Consider the following 16,871-nt stretch of genomic DNA (forward strand, 5'->3'; position numbering starts at 1 on the left):
GCGTGACGAACGGGTTCCGGGGTCAGAGGTCCAGCCGGTAGCAGTGGGCCTCCCGCGGGTCGGGCGGGAGCGTGAACGTTTCGGCGAGGCGCATCCCGAGCCGCCGGGTCACCGCTATCGAGCGGGTGTTGCGGGCGTCCACCATCGCCACCACACCCGTCAGGCCCGCCGCCGTCACCCGCTCCAGCGTCTGCCGGGCCGCCGCGGTGACGTACCCCTTGCCCCAGTGCTCCCGCGCGAGCCGCCAGCCGATCTCGATCTCGCCCGTCGGGCCCCAGTCGCGCTCCCACGGCTGGGCGCCGGTGAAACCGATGACCCGGCCGGACTCGTCGAGCATGGTCCACAGGCAGAAGCCGAGCTGGGCGTCGTGCCGGCGCTGGCGGGCGGTGAGCTCCTCGTAGACCGACAGCTCCGCCGGTGCGCCGCCGTGGAACTCCATGACCTCCGGATCGTCGAAGATCCGGTGCCAGGCGAAGGCGTCCTCGTGGGTGGGGACGCGCAACCGTACGACGGGGAGAGCTCGGTTCACGGGGGCAGCCCTTCAGCCGGGTGATCACTCGTGCTGAATAGACTGCCCGTGTCCAGTGCCGGTCGGCACGCAGATTTCGAACTTGGGGAGATCCCGCCGTGACCGAGCCCCTCTCCGACAACACCGCGGACGTCATCGTCGTAGGCGCGGGGCCGGCCGGCTCCGCCACCGCGTACCACCTGGCCCGGTCCGGACTCGACGTGCTCCTGCTGGAGAAGACCGAGTTCCCGCGGGAGAAGGTCTGCGGCGACGGTCTCACCCCGCGCGCCACGAAGCAGCTCGTCGCCATGGGCATCGACATCTCCGAGGAGGCCGGCTGGCTGCGCAACAAGGGCCTGCGCATCATCGGCGGCGGGGTCCGCCTCCAGCTCGACTGGCCGGAACTCGCCTCCTTCCCCGACTACGGCCTGGTCCGCAAGCGCGACGACTTCGACGAGCAGCTCGCCCGCCAGGCCCAGAAGGCGGGCGCCCGGCTGTACGAGCGCTGCAACGTGAGCGGCCCGATCATCGACGACCGCACCGGACGCATCACCGGCGTCAAGGCCAAGCTCGGCGAGGAGAAGCGGGAGGTCACCTTCCACGCCCCGCTGGTGGTGGCCGCCGACGGCAACTCCACCCGGCTGTCCCTGGCGATGGGCCTGCACCGGCGCGAGGACCGGCCGATGGGCGTCGCGGTGCGCACGTACTTCACCTCGCCCCGCCACGACGACGACTACCTGGAGTCCTGGCTGGAACTGTGGGACCGCCGCGGCCCGCAGGACCGGCTGCTGCCCGGCTACGGCTGGATCTTCGGCATGGGCGACGGCACCAGCAACGTCGGCCTCGGCGTGCTCAACACCTCCGACTCCTTCAAGGAGCTGGACTGGCGCGAGGTCCTCAAGGCCTGGTGCGCGTCCATGCCGGAGGACTGGGGCTACACCCCGGACAACATGACCGGCCCGATCCGCGGCGCCGCGCTCCCCATGGCCTTCAACCGCCAGCCCCACTACACGCGCGGCCTGCTGCTGGTCGGCGACGCGGGCGGTCTGGTGAACCCCTTCAACGGCGAGGGCATCGCCTACGCGATGGAGTCCGGGCAGATCGCCGCCGACGTGATCGTCCAGGCCCACGCGCGGGCCACCCCGGCCCAGCGGGAGATCGCCCTCCAGCGCTATCCGCGCGTGCTGAAGGACACCTACGGCGGCTACTACACGCTCGGCCGGGCCTTCGTGAAGCTCATCGGCAACCCGAAGATCATGCAGATCGCCGCCCAGCGCGGGCTGACGCACCCGATGCTGATGAGGTTCACCCTGAAGCTGCTCGCCAACCTGACCGATCCGACGGGCGGCGACGCGATGGACCGCATCATCAACGGTCTGAGCAAGGTGGCGCCGAAGGCGTGACCGTCGTCCGAGAGGCGTGGGGCAGACGCGTCGGTGAGGCGTGCGCGTCAGTTCAGTGAGACGTGCGCGTCGGTGAGGCGTGCGAGAGGCGTCGGTGAGGCGTGAGTGAGCGCCTGTGCGGCGCGAAGCCGTGAGCGGCGCTGTGGACGGCCGGGGTCCGGAGGGCGGACCCCGGCCGTCGGCGTCCGTGCCGGGGCGTCGTGAGGGGCCGTCACGGGGCCGCAGGGCGTCCGGCAGGTGCGTACCGACGCCGTCAACCCGCCCGGATGATGGGGCGATTCGGGCAATAGGGAGATCTCGACCCGGTGTGCGGGCATGCCGGAGGGCCGCTGCCCCCGAGCGGCAGCGGCCCTCCGGCCCATGACGGGGCGCGGCTCAGAGCACGCGCACGGCACCCGACGCGGGGTAGCCGGAAAGGTCCTGGATGACGACGCCCTTGGAGGGATTGGCGGCGTCCAGGTACTGACCGCCACCGATGTAGACGCCCACGTGGTACGCGGAACCCTTGCCACCCCAGTAGAGGATGTCGCCGACCTGGATCTGGGACAGCGGGATGTCGGTGCCGGCCATCGACTGGTCCTGCGAGACGCGCGGCAGGTCGACGCCGACCTGCTTGAACGCGGCCTGGACCAGGCTGGAGCAGTCCCAGGCGTTGGGGCCCGAGGCGCCCATGACGTAGGCGTCGCCCACCTGCGCCTGCAGGAAGGCGATGACCGTCGCGACGCTTCCGCTGGCGGGCGCGGAGGCGGTCGTGGTGGTGGAGGCGGCGGAGGTGGTGGTGAGGGTGGTGCGCTCGGCGTTGCGGGTGGCGCGCTCGGCGGCGGCCTTGCGGGCCTCCTCGGCGGCCTCCTTCTTCGCCTGGGCCTTCTTCTTGGCCACGGCGAGGTCGGCCTTGGCCTCCTTGGCGGCCTGCTCCGCGGCCGCGTCACGCTCGGCCTGCAGCTGGTAGTTCGCGGCGGCCTGCTGGGTGGCGTCCGCGGACTGGGCGACCTGAGCGGCGAGGTCCGCCGTCAGGGTGGGCAGTTCGAGGGTCTGCGTCACCGGCTCGGCAGCGTTCGCCGAACCCGACGCCCCGGCCACTGCCAGGGTGCTGAGGACGCCACCGGCAACGCCGGCCCGCATCGCCATCGTGGACTGGGCGGTGCGGCGAGGCTTCCGGTGGCTGCGTATGTGAGCGGTGTGGGACATGGGAACAACCGGTACCAGGGACTGCTTCATACCTTCAAGAAACGTGTGCTGCGCCACAGTTGTTCAACCAGGGCTCCGAATCCCGGGCGTGTCGCTTTTTATTGACGCCCTAACGGACATTGCGGGCACCTGTGATCGGCCCGTGATCACGTACTTTCATCGTTACGTCCGAATTGCCCCGCGCTTACCACTGCTTGGACTGGTTGGCCAAGCCCTCCTCTCATCCGCCTCTCATGGATGTGGCGGAGGTCACGGAACGATTGCCCGCGCCGCCGCGTCCAGGAGCCCCGGCCGCGCTCCGGCCGGCCGTCGGGACCGGTGCGGGGGTCGACGGCGGGATCGGTGAGCCGTTCGACGGCCGGATCGACGACTCGGGTGGCGGCCGGGACGGTGGCCGGGGCGACGGCTCGAGCGGCGGCCGGGGTGACGCCCGGAGCGGTGGTCGGATCGCGGCGCCGCGGACTTCGTGAACGCGTGCACACGTCCACATCCCGTTCCCGGACCCCTCTGACGTGTGAACGCTCCTCTACCAAGAGATCAAGTCCAGCGCCAATTTGCATGCGCGGGAAGCTTCTTGATATTGAGACGGCCGCCCTGAGCAGCGCTGACGAGGTGAAATGTCACCTTTGGTAAGCGCGTGGATGCTTGGCGTATGAAGATTACCGCTCATCCGACTTCATGATCGTTCGTCAGGTGGTGGAGATCACAAAGCTTGTGCAATACCCCGTGTCGCAGATCACAGACCCACGGGCATAAGATGCGGAGCGGTTGGGCTTGTGACCTGCTTCACATGTTCTCGATCTTCGCCGGGGCGGGCGTGGTTCGTGGGGCTGTTGAGGCCGGACGGGCCCGACGCACAACCGCCACAGTCAGTGCCGACTGAGAGGAGCGAGGAGCGGTGAACGCGTATGCGCCCATCCTCGTACTGGGAGCCCTCGGGGCAGGCTTTGCGATCTTCTCCGTGGTCATGGCCACGCTGATCGGTCCGAAGCGGTACAACCGCGCCAAGCTCGAGGCATACGAGTGCGGTATCGAACCGACCCCCACGCCGGCCGGCGGCGGGCGCTTCCCCATCAAGTACTACCTGACGGCGATGCTCTTCATCATTTTCGATATCGAGATCGTCTTCCTCTACCCCTGGGCCGTCACCTTCGACGCCCTGGGGATCTTCGGGCTCGTGGAGATGCTGCTCTTCGTGCTCACCGTCTTCGTCGCGTACGCGTACGTATGGCGGCGCGGCGGCCTGGAATGGGACTGAGGGGCCTTTAGCCATGGGACTCGAAGAAAAGCTGCCGAGCGGATTCCTGCTCACCACCGTCGAGCAGGCCGCGGGCTGGGTGCGCAAGTCGTCCGTCTTCCCCGCCACGTTCGGCCTCGCCTGCTGTGCCATCGAGATGATGACCACCGGCGCCGGCCGCTACGACCTGGCGCGCTTCGGCATGGAGGTCTTCCGCGGCTCGCCGCGGCAGGCGGACCTCATGATCGTCGCCGGGCGGGTCAGCCAGAAGATGGCGCCGGTGCTGCGGCAGGTCTACGACCAGATGCCGAACCCCAAGTGGGTGATCTCCATGGGGGTCTGCGCCTCCTCGGGCGGCATGTTCAACAACTACGCGATCGTGCAGGGCGTCGACCACATCGTCCCGGTCGACATCTACCTCCCCGGCTGCCCGCCCCGCCCCGAGATGCTGATGGACGCGATCCTCAAGCTCCACCAGAAGATCCAGACCTCCAAGCTCGGCGTCAACGCGGAGGAAGCGGCCCGCGAGGCGGAGGAGGCGGCGCTCAAGGCCCTGCCCACGATCGAGATGAAGGGGCTGCTGCGATGAGCGACGCGAACGGCGCGGGCGGGTCGAACGGGGTGAACCCCGGGTCGAACGGGGCGAACCCCGAGAAGGACCTCTCCGCCGAGAACCTCCCCGGTCAGCGAGGCCAGGGCGGCGAGGAGATCCGCGTCCAGCGCGGCATGTTCGGCGCCGCGGGCGGCGGCGACACCTCCGGCTACGGCGGACTGGTCCGCTCGGTCCGGCTCCCGGGACCGGCGTCCCGCCCCTACGGCGGCTGGTTCGACGAGGTCGCCGACGAACTGGAGGGCGCGCTGGAGGAGCAGGACCTGCTCCCGGAGAACGCCATCGAGAAGACGGTCGTCGACCGCGGCGAACTCACCTTCCACATCGAGCGCGAGCACCTGGTCCGGGTCGCCCGCACCCTGCGCGACGACCCGGCCCTGCGCTTCGAGCTGTGCACCGGCGTCAGCGGAGTGCACTACCCGAACGACAAGGGCCGCGAGCTGCACGCCGTCTACCACCTGCGCTCGATCACCCACAACCGGCTGATCCGCCTGGAAGTCAGCGCCCCCGACAGCGACCCGCACATCCCGTCGCTGTTCTCGGTCTATCCGACGAACGACTGGCACGAGCGCGAGACGTACGACTTCTTCGGCATCGTCTTCGACGGGCACCCGGCCCTGACGCGGATCATGATGCCGGACGACTGGCAGGGCCATCCGCAGCGCAAGGACTATCCCCTCGGCGGCATCCCCGTCGAGTACAAGGGCGCCCAGATCCCGGCTCCGGACCAGCGGAGGTCGTATTCATGAGCACTTCCCACGCCTCCCCCAGGGAGACCACCGAGGGCACCGTATATACGGTCACCGGCGGCGACTGGGACGAGGTCGTCGAGACCGCGGCCCGCGCCGACGACGAACGCATCGTCGTCAACATGGGTCCGCAGCACCCGTCCACCCACGGGGTGCTCCGCCTGATCCTGGAGATCGACGGCGAGACGGTCACCGAGGCCCGCTGCGGCATCGGCTACCTCCACACCGGCATCGAGAAGAACCTCGAGTACCGCACGTGGACCCAGGGCACCACGTTCGTGACGCGCATGGACTACCTGACGTCGTTCTTCAACGAGACGGCGTACTGCCTCGCGGTCGAGAAGCTCCTCGGCATCGAGGACCAGGTGCCCGACCGGGCCTCGGTCATCCGGGTGCTCCTGATGGAGCTGAACCGGCTCTCCTCCCACCTGGTGTGCATCGCCACCGGCGGCATGGAACTCGGCGCCACCACGATCATGATCTACGGATTCCGTGATCGTGAACTCATTCTCGATCTCTACGAGCTCATCACCGGGCTGAGGATGAACCACGCGTACATCCGCCCCGGCGGACTCGCCCAGGACCTGCCGCCCGGCGCGGTGGACCGGATCCGCGAGTTCGTGAAGACGATGCGGAAGAACCTCCCGGAGTACGACAAGCTCGCCACCGGGAACCCCATCTTCAAGGCCCGCATGCAGGACGTCGGCTACCTCGACCTGGCCGGCTGCATGGCCCTCGGCGCCACCGGCCCGATCCTGCGCTCCACCGGCCTGCCGCACGACCTGCGCAAGGCGCAGCCGTACTGCGGGTACGAGACCTACGACTTCGAGGTCCCGACCGCCGACACCTGTGACTCCTACGGCCGCTTCCTGATCCGGCTGGAGGAGATGCGGCAGTCGCTGCGCATCGTCGAGCAGTGCCTGGACCGGCTCCAGCCCGGACCGGTCATGGTCGCCGACAAGAAGATCGCCTGGCCCGCCCAGCTCGCCCTGGGACCGGACGGACTGGGCAACTCCCTCGACCACATCAAGAAGATCATGGGCACCTCCATGGAGGCCCTGATCCACCACTTCAAGCTGGTCACCGAGGGCTTCCGGGTCCCGCCGGGACAGGCGTACGCGACGGTCGAGTCGCCCAAGGGCGAACTCGGGGCGCACGTCGTCTCCGACGGCGGCACCCGCCCCTACCGGGTCCACTTCCGCGACCCGTCCTTCACCAACCTGCAGGCCATGGCGGCGATGTGCGAGGGCGGCCAGGTCGCCGACGTCATCGTCGCCGTCGCGTCCATCGACCCCGTGATGGGAGGCGTCGACCGGTGACCACCTCTTCTTCGGAGCGGTCCGAGCGGGGCGTCAGCCTGGGCATGCCCGAACTGCCCGCACCCGCCTACCCGGACGACGTCCGGGCCCGGCTGGAGACCGACGCGCGCGAGGTCATCGCCCGCTACCCGGACTCCCGGTCCGCCCTCCTGCCGCTGCTGCACCTCGTGCAGTCGGAGGAGGGCCACGTCACGCGCACCGGGATGCGGTTCTGCGCGGACATGCTCGGCCTGACCACGGCCGAGGTGACCGCGGTCGCCACCTTCTACACCATGTACCGGCGCAAGCCGAGCGGTGACTACCAGGTCGGGGTGTGCACCAACACCCTGTGCGCCGTCATGGGCGGCGACGCGATCTTCGAGGAGCTCCAGAAGCACCTGGGCGTCGGCAACGGCGAGACCACCGACGACGGCAAGGTCACCCTGGAGCACATCGAGTGCAACGCGGCCTGCGACTTCGCGCCCGTGGTGATGGTCAACTGGGAGTTCTTCGACAACCAGACCCCCCAGAGCGCCAAGCGCATGGTCGACGACCTGCGCGCCGGCCGCCCGGTCGCCCCCACCCGCGGGGCACCCCTGTGCACCTTCAAGGAGACCGCCCGCATCCTGGCCGGCTTCCCCGACACGCGCGAGGGAGCCGTCGAGGCCACCGGCAGCGCGGGACCCGCCTCCCTGATCGGCCTGAAGCTGGCCAAGGGGGAGGCCGCGCCCGCGCGTGTGGTGCACCCGCGCGGTGAGGCACCCCGGGACACCCCGCCGCACGAGCCGTCACCGACGGAGCACCTCAGCTCGCACGACGCGCCACAGGACACATCGGCCTCCGACCCGGCGCACCCCGCCGGGCCCACCGCCGAGGAGGGGGAGTGATGACCTTGGCACCCGAACTCAAGGACATGAACCCGGAGAAGCTGCTCGCACCCGTGCTGTCGGCCTTCTGGGACGAGGACCGGTCCTGGACGCTGGACGTCTACAAGAGGCACGACGGGTACGAGGGGCTCCGCAAGGCGCTCGCCATGTCGCCGGACGACGTCATCGCGTACGTCAAGGAGTCCGGTCTGCGCGGGCGCGGCGGCGCCGGCTTCCCGACGGGAATGAAGTGGCAGTTCATTCCCCAGGGGGACGGAAAACCCCACTATCTGGTTGTCAACGCCGACGAGTCGGAGCCCGGAACGTGCAAGGACATTCCGCTCCTCTTCGCGAACCCACATAGCCTCATCGAGGGCATCGTCATCGCCTGTTACGCCATCAGGTCGTCTCACGCCTTCATCTATCTGCGTGGTGAAGTCGTCCCCGTACTGCGGCGGTTGCACGAGGCCGTGCGCGAGGCCTACGCGGCCGGCTTCCTCGGCGAGAACATCCTGGGCAGCGGACTCGACCTCCAGCTCACCGTGCACGCGGGCGCGGGCGCGTACATCTGCGGTGAGGAGACCGCACTGCTCGACTCGCTCGAAGGCCGCCGGGGTCAACCGCGGCTCCGTCCCCCCTTCCCTGCCGTCGCGGGCCTCTACGCGTGCCCGACTGTGGTGAACAACGTCGAGTCGATCGCTTCGGTTCCCGCCATCATGAACCGGGGCAAGGAATGGTTCCGCTCGATGGGCAGCGAGAAGTCCCCCGGCTTCACGCTCTATTCCCTCAGCGGCCACGTCGCCAACCCCGGACAGTACGAGGCGCCCCTCGGCATCACCCTGCGCCAGCTGCTGGAGATGAGCGGCGGGATGCGCCCGGGCCACCAGCTGAAGTTCTGGACGCCGGGCGGCTCCTCGACGCCGATGTTCACCGAGGAGCACCTCGACGTCCCCCTCGACTACGAGGGAGTGGGCGCCGCGGGTTCCATGCTCGGCACGAAGGCCCTGCAGTGCTTCGACGAGACGACCTGCGTCGTGCGCGCCGTCACCCGCTGGACCGAGTTCTACGCCCACGAGTCCTGCGGCAAGTGCACGCCCTGCCGCGAGGGCACGTACTGGCTGGTCCAGCTGCTGCGGGACATCGAGGCCGGCAAGGGGCGGATGACCGACCTCGACAAGCTGAACGACATCGCCGACAACATCAACGGCAAGTCCTTCTGCGCCCTCGGCGACGGCGCCGCCTCGCCGATCTTCTCCTCGCTCAAGTACTTCCGCGAGGAGTACGAGAAGCACATCACGGGCCGCGGCTGCCCCTTCGATCCGGCCAGGTCGACGGCCTGGGCCGACCACCGTACGGAGGTGAACGCATGACCGTGACCGCAAGCGCTCCCTCCGGAGGCGGAGAGGCGGCGGTCCCGCCCGAGGACCTCGTGACGCTGACCATCGACGGCGCCGAGATCAGCGTGCCCAAGGGCACCCTGGTCATCCGGGCCGCCGAGCAGCTCGGCATCGAGATCCCCCGGTTCTGCGACCACCCGCTCCTCGACCCGGCCGGCGCCTGCCGGCAGTGCATCGTCGAGGTCGAGGGCCAGCGCAAGCCCATGGCGTCCTGCACCATCACCTGCACCGACGGGATGGTGGTGAAGACGCAGCTCTCCTCGCCGGTCGCGGAGAAGGCCCAGAAGGGTGTGATGGAGCTGCTGCTCATCAACCACCCGCTGGACTGCCCGGTCTGCGACAAGGGCGGCGAGTGCCCGCTGCAGAACCAGGCGATGTCGCACGGCAACGCCGAGTCCCGCTTCGAGGGCAGGAAGCGCACCTACGAGAAGCCCGTCCCGGTCTCCACCCAGGTGCTGCTCGACCGCGAACGGTGCGTGCTGTGCGCCCGCTGCACCCGGTTCTCCAACCAGGTCGCCGGCGACCCGATGATCGAGCTGATCGAGCGGGGCGCGCTCCAGCAGGTCGGCACCGGCGAGGGCGACCCCTTCGAGTCGTACTTCTCCGGCAACACCATCCAGATCTGCCCGGTCGGCGCGCTCACCTCGGCGGCGTACCGGTTCCGCTCCCGCCCCTTCGACCTGATCTCGTCGCCGTCGGTGTGCGAGCACTGCTCCGGCGGCTGCGCCACCCGCACCGACCACCGGCGCGGCAAGGTGATGCGGCGGCTCGCCGCGCACGACCCCGAGGTCAACGAGGAGTGGATCTGCGACAAGGGGCGCTTCGCGTTCCGGTACGCGCAGATGCCGGGCCGTCTCGACACGCCGCTGGTACGCAACCCGGAGGGTGAGCTGGAGCCGGCGTCCTGGCCGGACGCGCTGCGGATCGCGGCGCAGGGACTGCTGGCCTCGCGCGGCCGCACCGGTGTCCTGACGGGCGGCCGGCTCACCGTCGAGGACGCCTACGCGTACAGCAAGTTCGCGCGGGTGGCGCTCGCCACCAACGACATCGACTTCCGCGCGCGCGTGCACAGCGCCGAGGAGGCCGACTTCCTCGCCGCGCGGGTGGCGGGCCGCGGCCGTGACCTCGACGGCACGGGCGTCACGTACACGCACCTGGAGAAGGCGCCCGCGGTCCTGCTGGTCGGGTTCGAGTCCGAGGAGGAGGCGCCCGGCGTCTTCCTGCGGCTGCGCAAGGCCTGGCGCAAGCACGGGCAGAAGACCTTCACCCTGGCCACGCACGCCACGCGCGGGCTGGAGAAGGCCGGCGGCACGCTGCTGCCGGCGGCTCCCGGCACCGAGACCGAGTGGCTGGACGCCCTGGCCGGCGGCGTCGGCCTGGAGGGCGACGGGGCCAGGGCCGCCGAGGCGCTGCGGGGCGAGGGCGCGGTCATCGTCGTCGGCGAGCGGCTGGCGGCCGTACGGGGCGGCCTGACCGCCGCCGTCCGGTTCGCCGCCGCCACCGGGGCCCGGCTGGTGTGGATCCCGCGCCGGGCCGGGGAGCGGGGCGCGCTGGAGGCGGGGGCGCTGCCGGCGCTGCTGCCCGGCGGCCGCCCGTCGACCGACCCGCGCGCACGCGAGGAGATCGCCGCCGCGTGGGGTGTGGCCGAACTGCCGCACCGCTACGGCCGCGACACCGGACAGATCGTCGAGGCGGCGGCCCGCGGTGAGCTCCAGGCGCTGCTGGTCGCGGGCGTGGAGGTCGCCGACCTGCCCGACCCGGCACGCGCGCGTGCCGCGCTCGCCGAGGCCGGGTTCGTGGTGTCGCTGGAGCTGCGGCCCGGCGAGGTCACCGCACTCGCCGACGTCGTCCTGCCGGTCGCCGCGGTCGCGGAGAAGGCCGGCACCTTCCTCAACTGGGAGGGCAGGGCCCGCATGTTCGAGGCGGCGCTCAAGCCCGACCAGATGACCCGGCGGGTCGCGCCCACCGACGCGCGCGTGCTGCAGATGCTGGCCGACGCCATGGACGTCCACCTGGGACTGCCGGACCTGCGCACCATCCGCGCGGAGCTCGACCGGCTCGGCGCCTGGGACGGCCCCCGGGCCACCGACCCGCTGGAGACCGCGGGCGCGCTGCCCCGGCCGGCCGCCGGGGAGGCCGTGCTCGCCGGGCACCGGCTGCTGCTCGACGAGGGCGTCCTGCAACGGGGCGACGAGGCGCTCGCCGGCACCCGGCACGCCGCCCGCGCGCGCGTGTCGGCCGCCACCGCGGCCGAGGCCGGCGTCAAGGACGGCGACCTGCTCGCGGTGACCGGCACCGGGGGGACGGTCGAACTGCCCCTGGCCGTCACCGAGATGCCCGACCGCGTGGTGTGGCTTCCGCTGAACTCTGTCGGCGGCGGCGTCGCCTCCGGCACCGGGGCCCTGCCCGGTTCACTCGTCCGTATCGGCCCGGCGACCCTCGCCGACGGGGCCCCCGAGGAGGTGGAGGCATGAGTCCGTACCTCGCCGCTGAAGACCTCTCGATGTTCGGCCGCGATCCCTGGTGGCTGATCGTCCTCAAGGCGGTGTTCTGCTTCGCCTTCCTGATGGTGACCGTGCTGATCTCCATCGTCATGGAGCGCAAGGTCGTCGCCTGGATGCAGCTGCGCATCGGCCCCAACCGGCACGGCCCCTGGGGCATGCTCCAGTCGCTCGCCGACGGCGTGAAGCTGATGCTCAAGGAAGACGTCGTCGTCAAGCGCGCGGACAAGGCCGTCTACGTCCTCGCGCCGATCGTCGCGGCCGTCCCGGCCTTCATGGCGTTCGCGGTGATCCCCTTCGGCCCGGCCGGCAACGAGGTCTCGATCTTCGGCCAGCGCACCACCATGCAGCTCACCGACCTGCCGATCGCGATGCTGTACATCCTCGCGGTCGCCTCGGTCGGCATCTACGGCATCGTCCTGGCGGGCTGGAGCTCCGGCTCCACCTATCCGCTCCTGGGCGGCCTGCGCTCCTGCGCGCAGATGATCTCGTACGAGATCGCCATGGGCGCCGCGTTCGCCTCCGTGTTCCTGTACTCGGGGTCGATGTCGACGTCGACGATCGTCGGGGCGCAGACCGACCGCTGGTACGTCCTGCTGCTGCCGGTCTCCTTCCTCATCTACATCGTGACGATGGTCGGCGAGACCAACCGCGCCCCGTTCGACATGCCGGAGTCCGAGGGCGACCTGGTCGGCGGCTTCAACACCGAGTACTCGTCGATCAAGTTCGCGATGTTCATGCTCGCCGAGTACATCAACATGGTGACCGTCTCGGCCGTCGCCGTGACCCTCTTCCTGGGCGGCTGGCGGGCCCCGTGGCCGATCAGCACCTTCTGGGAGGGCGCGAACCACGGCTGGTGGCCGATGCTCTGGTTCACCGGCAAGCTCCTCTCGCTGCTGTTCGGCTTCGTGTGGCTGCGCGGCACGCTCCCGCGCGTGCGTTACGACCAGCTGATGAAGCTCGGCTGGAAGGTCCTCATCCCGGTCTCCCTGGTGTGGCTGATGCTCGTCGCCACCGTGCGGGCGCTGCGGAACGAGAACTACGACTTCGCCGACATCGCCCTCTACATCGGCGGTGCCGTCCTCGCCCTCCTGCTGCTGTCCTTCGTCGCCGACCTGTTCCGCGGCAAGGGGAAGGAGGCCGGGCAGCCCGCCGAGGGTCCGCCCGCCTTCGACCCGATGGGCGGCGGATTCCCCGTACCGCCGCTGCCGGGACAGGAGATGCCGCCGGTGCCGCGACGCCGCTCGCGCCGGGAGCGGGAGCTGATTGTCAGTGGTGCCCCCGATACTCACAGTGACGGATCTCCGGTCGGATCCGCGGATGGAAAGGAGGCGTCCGATGGCTGAGGAGCCCAAGGGGACCGAGCCCGGTTTCCTGAACCCCGTGGCCGGCTTCGGCGTGACCTTCAAGGCCATGTTCAAGAAGCGGCTGACCGAGCAGTACCCGGAGCAGCGGAAGACCACCGCTCCGCGTTTCCACGGACGGCACCAGCTCAACCGCCATCCGGACGGCCTGGAGAAGTGCGTCGGCTGCGAGCTGTGCGCCTGGGCCTGTCCCGCCGACGCGATCTACGTCGAGGGCGCGGACAACACCGACGAGGAGCGCTACTCGCCCGGCGAGCGGTACGGCCGCGTCTACCAGATCAACTACGCCCGCTGCATCCTGTGCGGGCTGTGCATCGAGGCGTGCCCCACGCGGGCGCTGACGATGACCAACGAGTTCGAGCTGGCGGACTCCAGTCGCGCCAACCTCATCTACACCAAGGAGCAGCTGCTCGCCGGTCTGGAGGAGGGCATGGTCGACTCGCCGCACGCCATGTACCCGGGCACCGACGAACAGGACTACTACCGGGGTCTGGTGACCGAGGCGGCGCCCGGTACGGAGCGGCAGGTGGCGCACTCCAAGGGCGAGGTGGTCCAGGAGGCCGCCTCGACCTTCGGCCCGGAGGAACCGGCGTCGGAGAAGGTGATCGGGCGATGACCGGGCAGCTCGCCGACGCGGTGACCCTCTCCGCGGGCACCTCCACCGGAGAGGCCGTCCAGTTCTGGATCCTCGGCACGGTCGCCGTGATCGGCGCCCTGTGCACCGTCTTCATGAAGCGGGCCGTGCACAGCGCGCTCTGCCTCGCCGGCACCATGATCATCCTGGCGGTGTTCTACCTGGCCAACGGCGCCTATTTCCTGGGTGTCGTGCAGATCGTCGTCTACACCGGCGCGATCATGATGCTGTTCCTGTTCGTGGTGATGCTGGTCGGCGTCACCGCGGCGGACTCCCTGAAGGAGACCATCAAGGGCCAGCGCTGGCTGGCCCTGCTGTGCGGGCTCGGCTTCGGCGTCCTGCTGGTCGGCGGGATCGGGAACGCCTCGCTCAGCGAGTTCGACGGCATCGGCGAGGCGAACGCGGGCGGCAACGTGGAGGGCCTGGCGGCCCTCCTCTTCACCAAGTACGTCTTCGCCTTCGAGATCACCGGCGCCCTGCTCATCACGGCCGCCGTCGGCGCCATGGTGCTCACCCACCGCGAGCGCACCGAGCGTGCGAAGACGCAGCGGGAGCTGGCCGAGCGGCGCGTCCGCGAGGGCACGTACCTGCCGCCGCTGCCGGCACCCGGTGTGTACGCCCGGCACAACGCGGTGGACATCGCGGGCCTGCTGCCCGACGGCACCCCGTCGGAGCTCACCGTCAGCAAGACGCTGCGGGAGCGCGGCCAGATCCGTGACGTGTCGCAGGAGGCGATCAACGACCTGCGGGCGATGGAGCGGCGCGCCGAGGAGCGCCTGGAGCGCACCGCGATCGACGCGCCGACCTTCAAGCGGGCCGAGGAGGCGTCGAAGTGAACCCCGTGAACTACCTGTACCTGGCCGCGCTGCTGTTCACGATCGGCGCCACCGGCGTACTGATCAGGCGCAACGCGATCGTCGTGTTCATGTGCGTCGAGCTCATGCTCAACGCCTGCAACCTCGCGTTCGTCGCCTTCTCCCGGATGCACGGCAACCTCGACGGCCAGGTCATCGCGTTCTTCACGATGGTCGTCGCCGCCGCGGAGGTCGTGGTCGGGCTGGCGATCATCGTGTCCCTGTTCCGTTCCCGCCACTCGGCCTCGGTCGACGACGCCAGCCTGATGAAGCTGTGAGGGGCTGCTGAATCGTGGAGAACCTGATTGCGCTGCTGGTGGCGGCGCCCCTGCTCGGAGCGGCGGTCCTGCTGTGCGGCGGACGCCGGCTGGACGCCGTCGGCCACTGGATCGGCACGCTGCTCGCGGCCGTCTCCTTCGCGCTCGGCCTGGTGCTGTTCATCGACCTGCTCGGCAAGGGCGCCGAGGAACGCACCATTACGCAGCACCTGTTCAGCTGGATCCCGGTGGAGGGCTTCCAGGCCGACGTCGCCTTCCGGCTCGACCAGCTGTCGATGACGTTCGTCCTGCTGATCACCGGCGTCGGCTCGCTGATCCACCTGTACTCCATCGGGTACATGGAGCACGACGAGCGGCGCCGCCGCTTCTTCGGCTATCTGAACCTGTTCCTCGCGGCGATGCTGATCCTCGTCCTCGCCGACAACTACCTGCTGCTGTACGTCGGCTGGGAGGGCGTCGGTCTCGCCTCCTACCTGCTGATCGGCTTCTGGCAGCACAAGCCCAGCGCGGCGACGGCGGCGAAGAAGGCCTTCCTGGTCAACCGCGTCGGCGACATGGGCCTGTCCATCGCGATCATGCTGATGTTCCTGTGGTTCGGCACCTTCGCCTTCGGGCCGGTGCTCGGCACCCTGGAGGAGCCCGGTCTCGCCGGGCAGGCCGGTGAGGGCAAGCTCACCGCGATCGCGCTGATGCTGCTGCTCGCCGCGTGCGGCAAGTCCGCCCAGGTGCCGCTGCAGTCCTGGCTCGGGGACGCGATGGAGGGCCCGACCCCCGTCTCGGCCCTGATCCACGCCGCGACCATGGTGACGGCGGGCGTCTACCTGATCGTCCGCTCCGCGGCCGTCTTCAACGGCGCCCCGGACGCCCAACTGGTCGTCACCATCGTCGGCGCGGTCACGCTGCTGTTCGGTGCGATCGTCGGTTGCGCGAAGGACGACATCAAGAAGGCGCTGGCCGGCTCGACCATGTCGCAGATCGGCTACATGGTGCTCGCCGCCGGCCTCGGCCCCATCGGCTACGTCTTCGCGATCATGCACCTGGTGACGCACGGCTTCTTCAAGGCCGGCCTGTTCCTCGGCGCCGGTTCGGTGATGCACGGCATGAACGACGAGGTCGACATGCGCCGCTACGGCGGCCTGCGGAAGTACATGCCGGTCACGTTCGTCACCTTCGGCCTCGGCTACCTCGCGATCATCGGCTTCCCGGGCCTGTCCGGCTTCTTCTCCAAGGACAAGATCATCGAGTCCGCGTTCGCCAAGGGCGGCACCGAGGGCTGGATCCTCGGCGCCTGCGCCCTGCTGGGCGCGGCCATCACCGCGTACTACATGACGCGCGTGATGCTGATGACGTTCTTCGGCGAGGAGCGCTGGCGCAACGCGCCGACGCCGTCCCCGGCCGAGCCCGACGTGGAGCCCGCCGCCGAGACGCGCGGCGCGTACGAGCCCCCGCACCCGCACGAGTCCCCGAAGGTCATGACGATCCCGATGATCGTGCTGGCCGTCGGGTCGGTCGCGGGCGGTGCCTTCTTCAGCATCGGCGACCGCTTCATGCACTGGCTGGAGCCCGTCACCGGCCACGACCACGGTCACGCGCCGATCAGCGCGATGACGGTGACCGCCTCCACGGTCGCGGTGATGGTCATCGGCGTGGCGATCGCCTGGGCCCAGTACGGGCGCCGTCCGGTGCCGGCCGTCGCCCCGCGCGGGTCGCTGCTCACCCGGGCCGCCCGGCGCGACCTGCTCCAGGACGACTTCAACCACGTGGTCCTGGTCCGCGGCGGTGAGCACCTCACCCGCTCCCTGGTCTACGTCGACCACACCCTGGTCGACGGGGTCGTCAACGGCACGGCGGCCTCCATGGGCGGCCTGTCCGGGCGGATGCGCAGGCTGCAGAACGGCTTCGCGCGGTCCTACGCGGTCTCGATGTTCGGGGGAGCGGCGGTCCTGGTCGCCGCGACCCTGCTGATGAGGGCGGTCTGATACCG

15 protein-coding genes are annotated in these 16,871 nt (G+C 70.0%); 13 read left to right on the forward strand and 2 right to left on the reverse strand.

Features of this window, described 5'->3' with window-relative positions:
- Window positions 1-22: 22 nt before the first annotated feature.
- Window positions 23-529 carry a GNAT family N-acetyltransferase gene (locus ACH5AO_RS24615; protein WP_398928072.1) on the reverse strand — a complete coding sequence of 169 codons (507 nt, stop codon included), beginning with the start codon at window positions 527-529 and terminating at the stop codon, window positions 23-25.
- A 98-nt stretch (window positions 530-627) separates the two neighbouring features.
- On the opposite strand from ACH5AO_RS24615, the gene ACH5AO_RS24620 reads away from it, so the two are divergent.
- On the forward strand, window positions 628-1,911 hold the full coding sequence (locus tag ACH5AO_RS24620) for a geranylgeranyl reductase family protein (protein ID WP_398928074.1): 1,284 nt from the start codon (window positions 628-630) through the stop codon (window positions 1,909-1,911).
- Window positions 1,912-2,286: 375 nt separating this feature from the next.
- Here the strand turns inward: ACH5AO_RS24620 and ACH5AO_RS24625 are convergent, their stop codons facing one another.
- On the reverse strand, window positions 2,287-3,129 hold the full coding sequence (locus tag ACH5AO_RS24625) for a C40 family peptidase (RefSeq protein WP_030860771.1): 843 nt from the start codon (window positions 3,127-3,129) through the stop codon (window positions 2,287-2,289).
- Window positions 3,130-3,997: 868 nt separating this feature from the next.
- On the opposite strand from ACH5AO_RS24625, the gene ACH5AO_RS24630 reads away from it, so the two are divergent.
- The 12 genes from ACH5AO_RS24630 to nuoL are packed head-to-tail and all read left to right on the forward strand — an operon-like array spanning window position 3,998 to window position 16,866.
- Complete coding sequence (locus tag ACH5AO_RS24630; RefSeq protein WP_003974383.1) at window positions 3,998-4,357, forward strand: NADH-quinone oxidoreductase subunit A; 360 nt, start codon at window positions 3,998-4,000, stop codon at window positions 4,355-4,357.
- 13 nt (window positions 4,358-4,370) lie between these two features.
- Window positions 4,371-4,925 (forward strand): NADH-quinone oxidoreductase subunit B family protein, encoded by a 555-nt coding sequence (locus tag ACH5AO_RS24635; RefSeq protein ID WP_010041554.1) that lies wholly within the window; start codon window positions 4,371-4,373, stop codon window positions 4,923-4,925.
- A complete protein-coding gene (locus ACH5AO_RS24640; protein WP_398928077.1) occupies window positions 4,922-5,695 on the forward strand; it encodes an NADH-quinone oxidoreductase subunit C in 774 nt (257 codons plus the stop codon). The genes ACH5AO_RS24635 and ACH5AO_RS24640 overlap by 4 nt, the downstream gene beginning before the upstream one ends.
- Entirely contained in the window at window positions 5,692-7,014 is a 1,323-nt protein-coding gene (locus ACH5AO_RS24645) for an NADH-quinone oxidoreductase subunit D (protein ID WP_398928079.1), read from the forward strand. Before ACH5AO_RS24640 ends, ACH5AO_RS24645 begins: the two co-directional genes overlap by 4 nt.
- On the forward strand, window positions 7,011-7,880 hold the full coding sequence (gene nuoE / locus ACH5AO_RS24650) for an NADH-quinone oxidoreductase subunit NuoE (RefSeq protein WP_398928081.1): 870 nt from the start codon (window positions 7,011-7,013) through the stop codon (window positions 7,878-7,880). Before ACH5AO_RS24645 ends, nuoE begins: the two co-directional genes overlap by 4 nt.
- A complete protein-coding gene (gene nuoF / locus ACH5AO_RS24655; protein WP_398928083.1) occupies window positions 7,880-9,229 on the forward strand; it encodes an NADH-quinone oxidoreductase subunit NuoF in 1,350 nt (449 codons plus the stop codon). Before nuoE ends, nuoF begins: the two co-directional genes overlap by 1 nt.
- Window positions 9,226-11,730 (forward strand): NADH-quinone oxidoreductase subunit G, encoded by a 2,505-nt coding sequence (locus ACH5AO_RS24660; RefSeq protein WP_398928085.1) that lies wholly within the window; start codon window positions 9,226-9,228, stop codon window positions 11,728-11,730. The genes nuoF and ACH5AO_RS24660 overlap by 4 nt, the downstream gene beginning before the upstream one ends.
- Window positions 11,727-13,103, forward strand: a complete 1,377-nt coding sequence (nuoH, locus tag ACH5AO_RS24665; RefSeq protein WP_398928087.1) for an NADH-quinone oxidoreductase subunit NuoH — start codon at window positions 11,727-11,729, stop codon at window positions 13,101-13,103. The genes ACH5AO_RS24660 and nuoH overlap by 4 nt, the downstream gene beginning before the upstream one ends.
- Window positions 13,096-13,737, forward strand: a complete 642-nt coding sequence (gene nuoI, locus ACH5AO_RS24670) for an NADH-quinone oxidoreductase subunit NuoI (protein WP_398928089.1) — start codon at window positions 13,096-13,098, stop codon at window positions 13,735-13,737. The genes nuoH and nuoI overlap by 8 nt, the downstream gene beginning before the upstream one ends.
- Window positions 13,734-14,591, forward strand: a complete 858-nt coding sequence (locus ACH5AO_RS24675) for an NADH-quinone oxidoreductase subunit J (RefSeq protein ID WP_398928092.1) — start codon at window positions 13,734-13,736, stop codon at window positions 14,589-14,591. Before nuoI ends, ACH5AO_RS24675 begins: the two co-directional genes overlap by 4 nt.
- Window positions 14,588-14,887: an NADH-quinone oxidoreductase subunit NuoK gene (nuoK, locus tag ACH5AO_RS24680; RefSeq protein ID WP_037929353.1), complete on the forward strand. Its 300-nt coding sequence runs from the start codon at window positions 14,588-14,590 to the stop codon at window positions 14,885-14,887. Before ACH5AO_RS24675 ends, nuoK begins: the two co-directional genes overlap by 4 nt.
- Window positions 14,888-14,901: 14 nt before the next feature.
- Window positions 14,902-16,866 carry an NADH-quinone oxidoreductase subunit L gene (gene nuoL, locus ACH5AO_RS24685; protein WP_398928094.1) on the forward strand — a complete coding sequence of 655 codons (1,965 nt, stop codon included), beginning with the start codon at window positions 14,902-14,904 and terminating at the stop codon, window positions 16,864-16,866.
- The last annotated feature ends 5 nt before the right edge of the window (window positions 16,867-16,871 follow it).

Source organism: Streptomyces sp. NPDC018964 (assembly GCF_044390325.1).
In the GTDB taxonomy this organism is placed as follows: domain Bacteria; phylum Actinomycetota; class Actinomycetes; order Streptomycetales; family Streptomycetaceae; genus Streptomyces.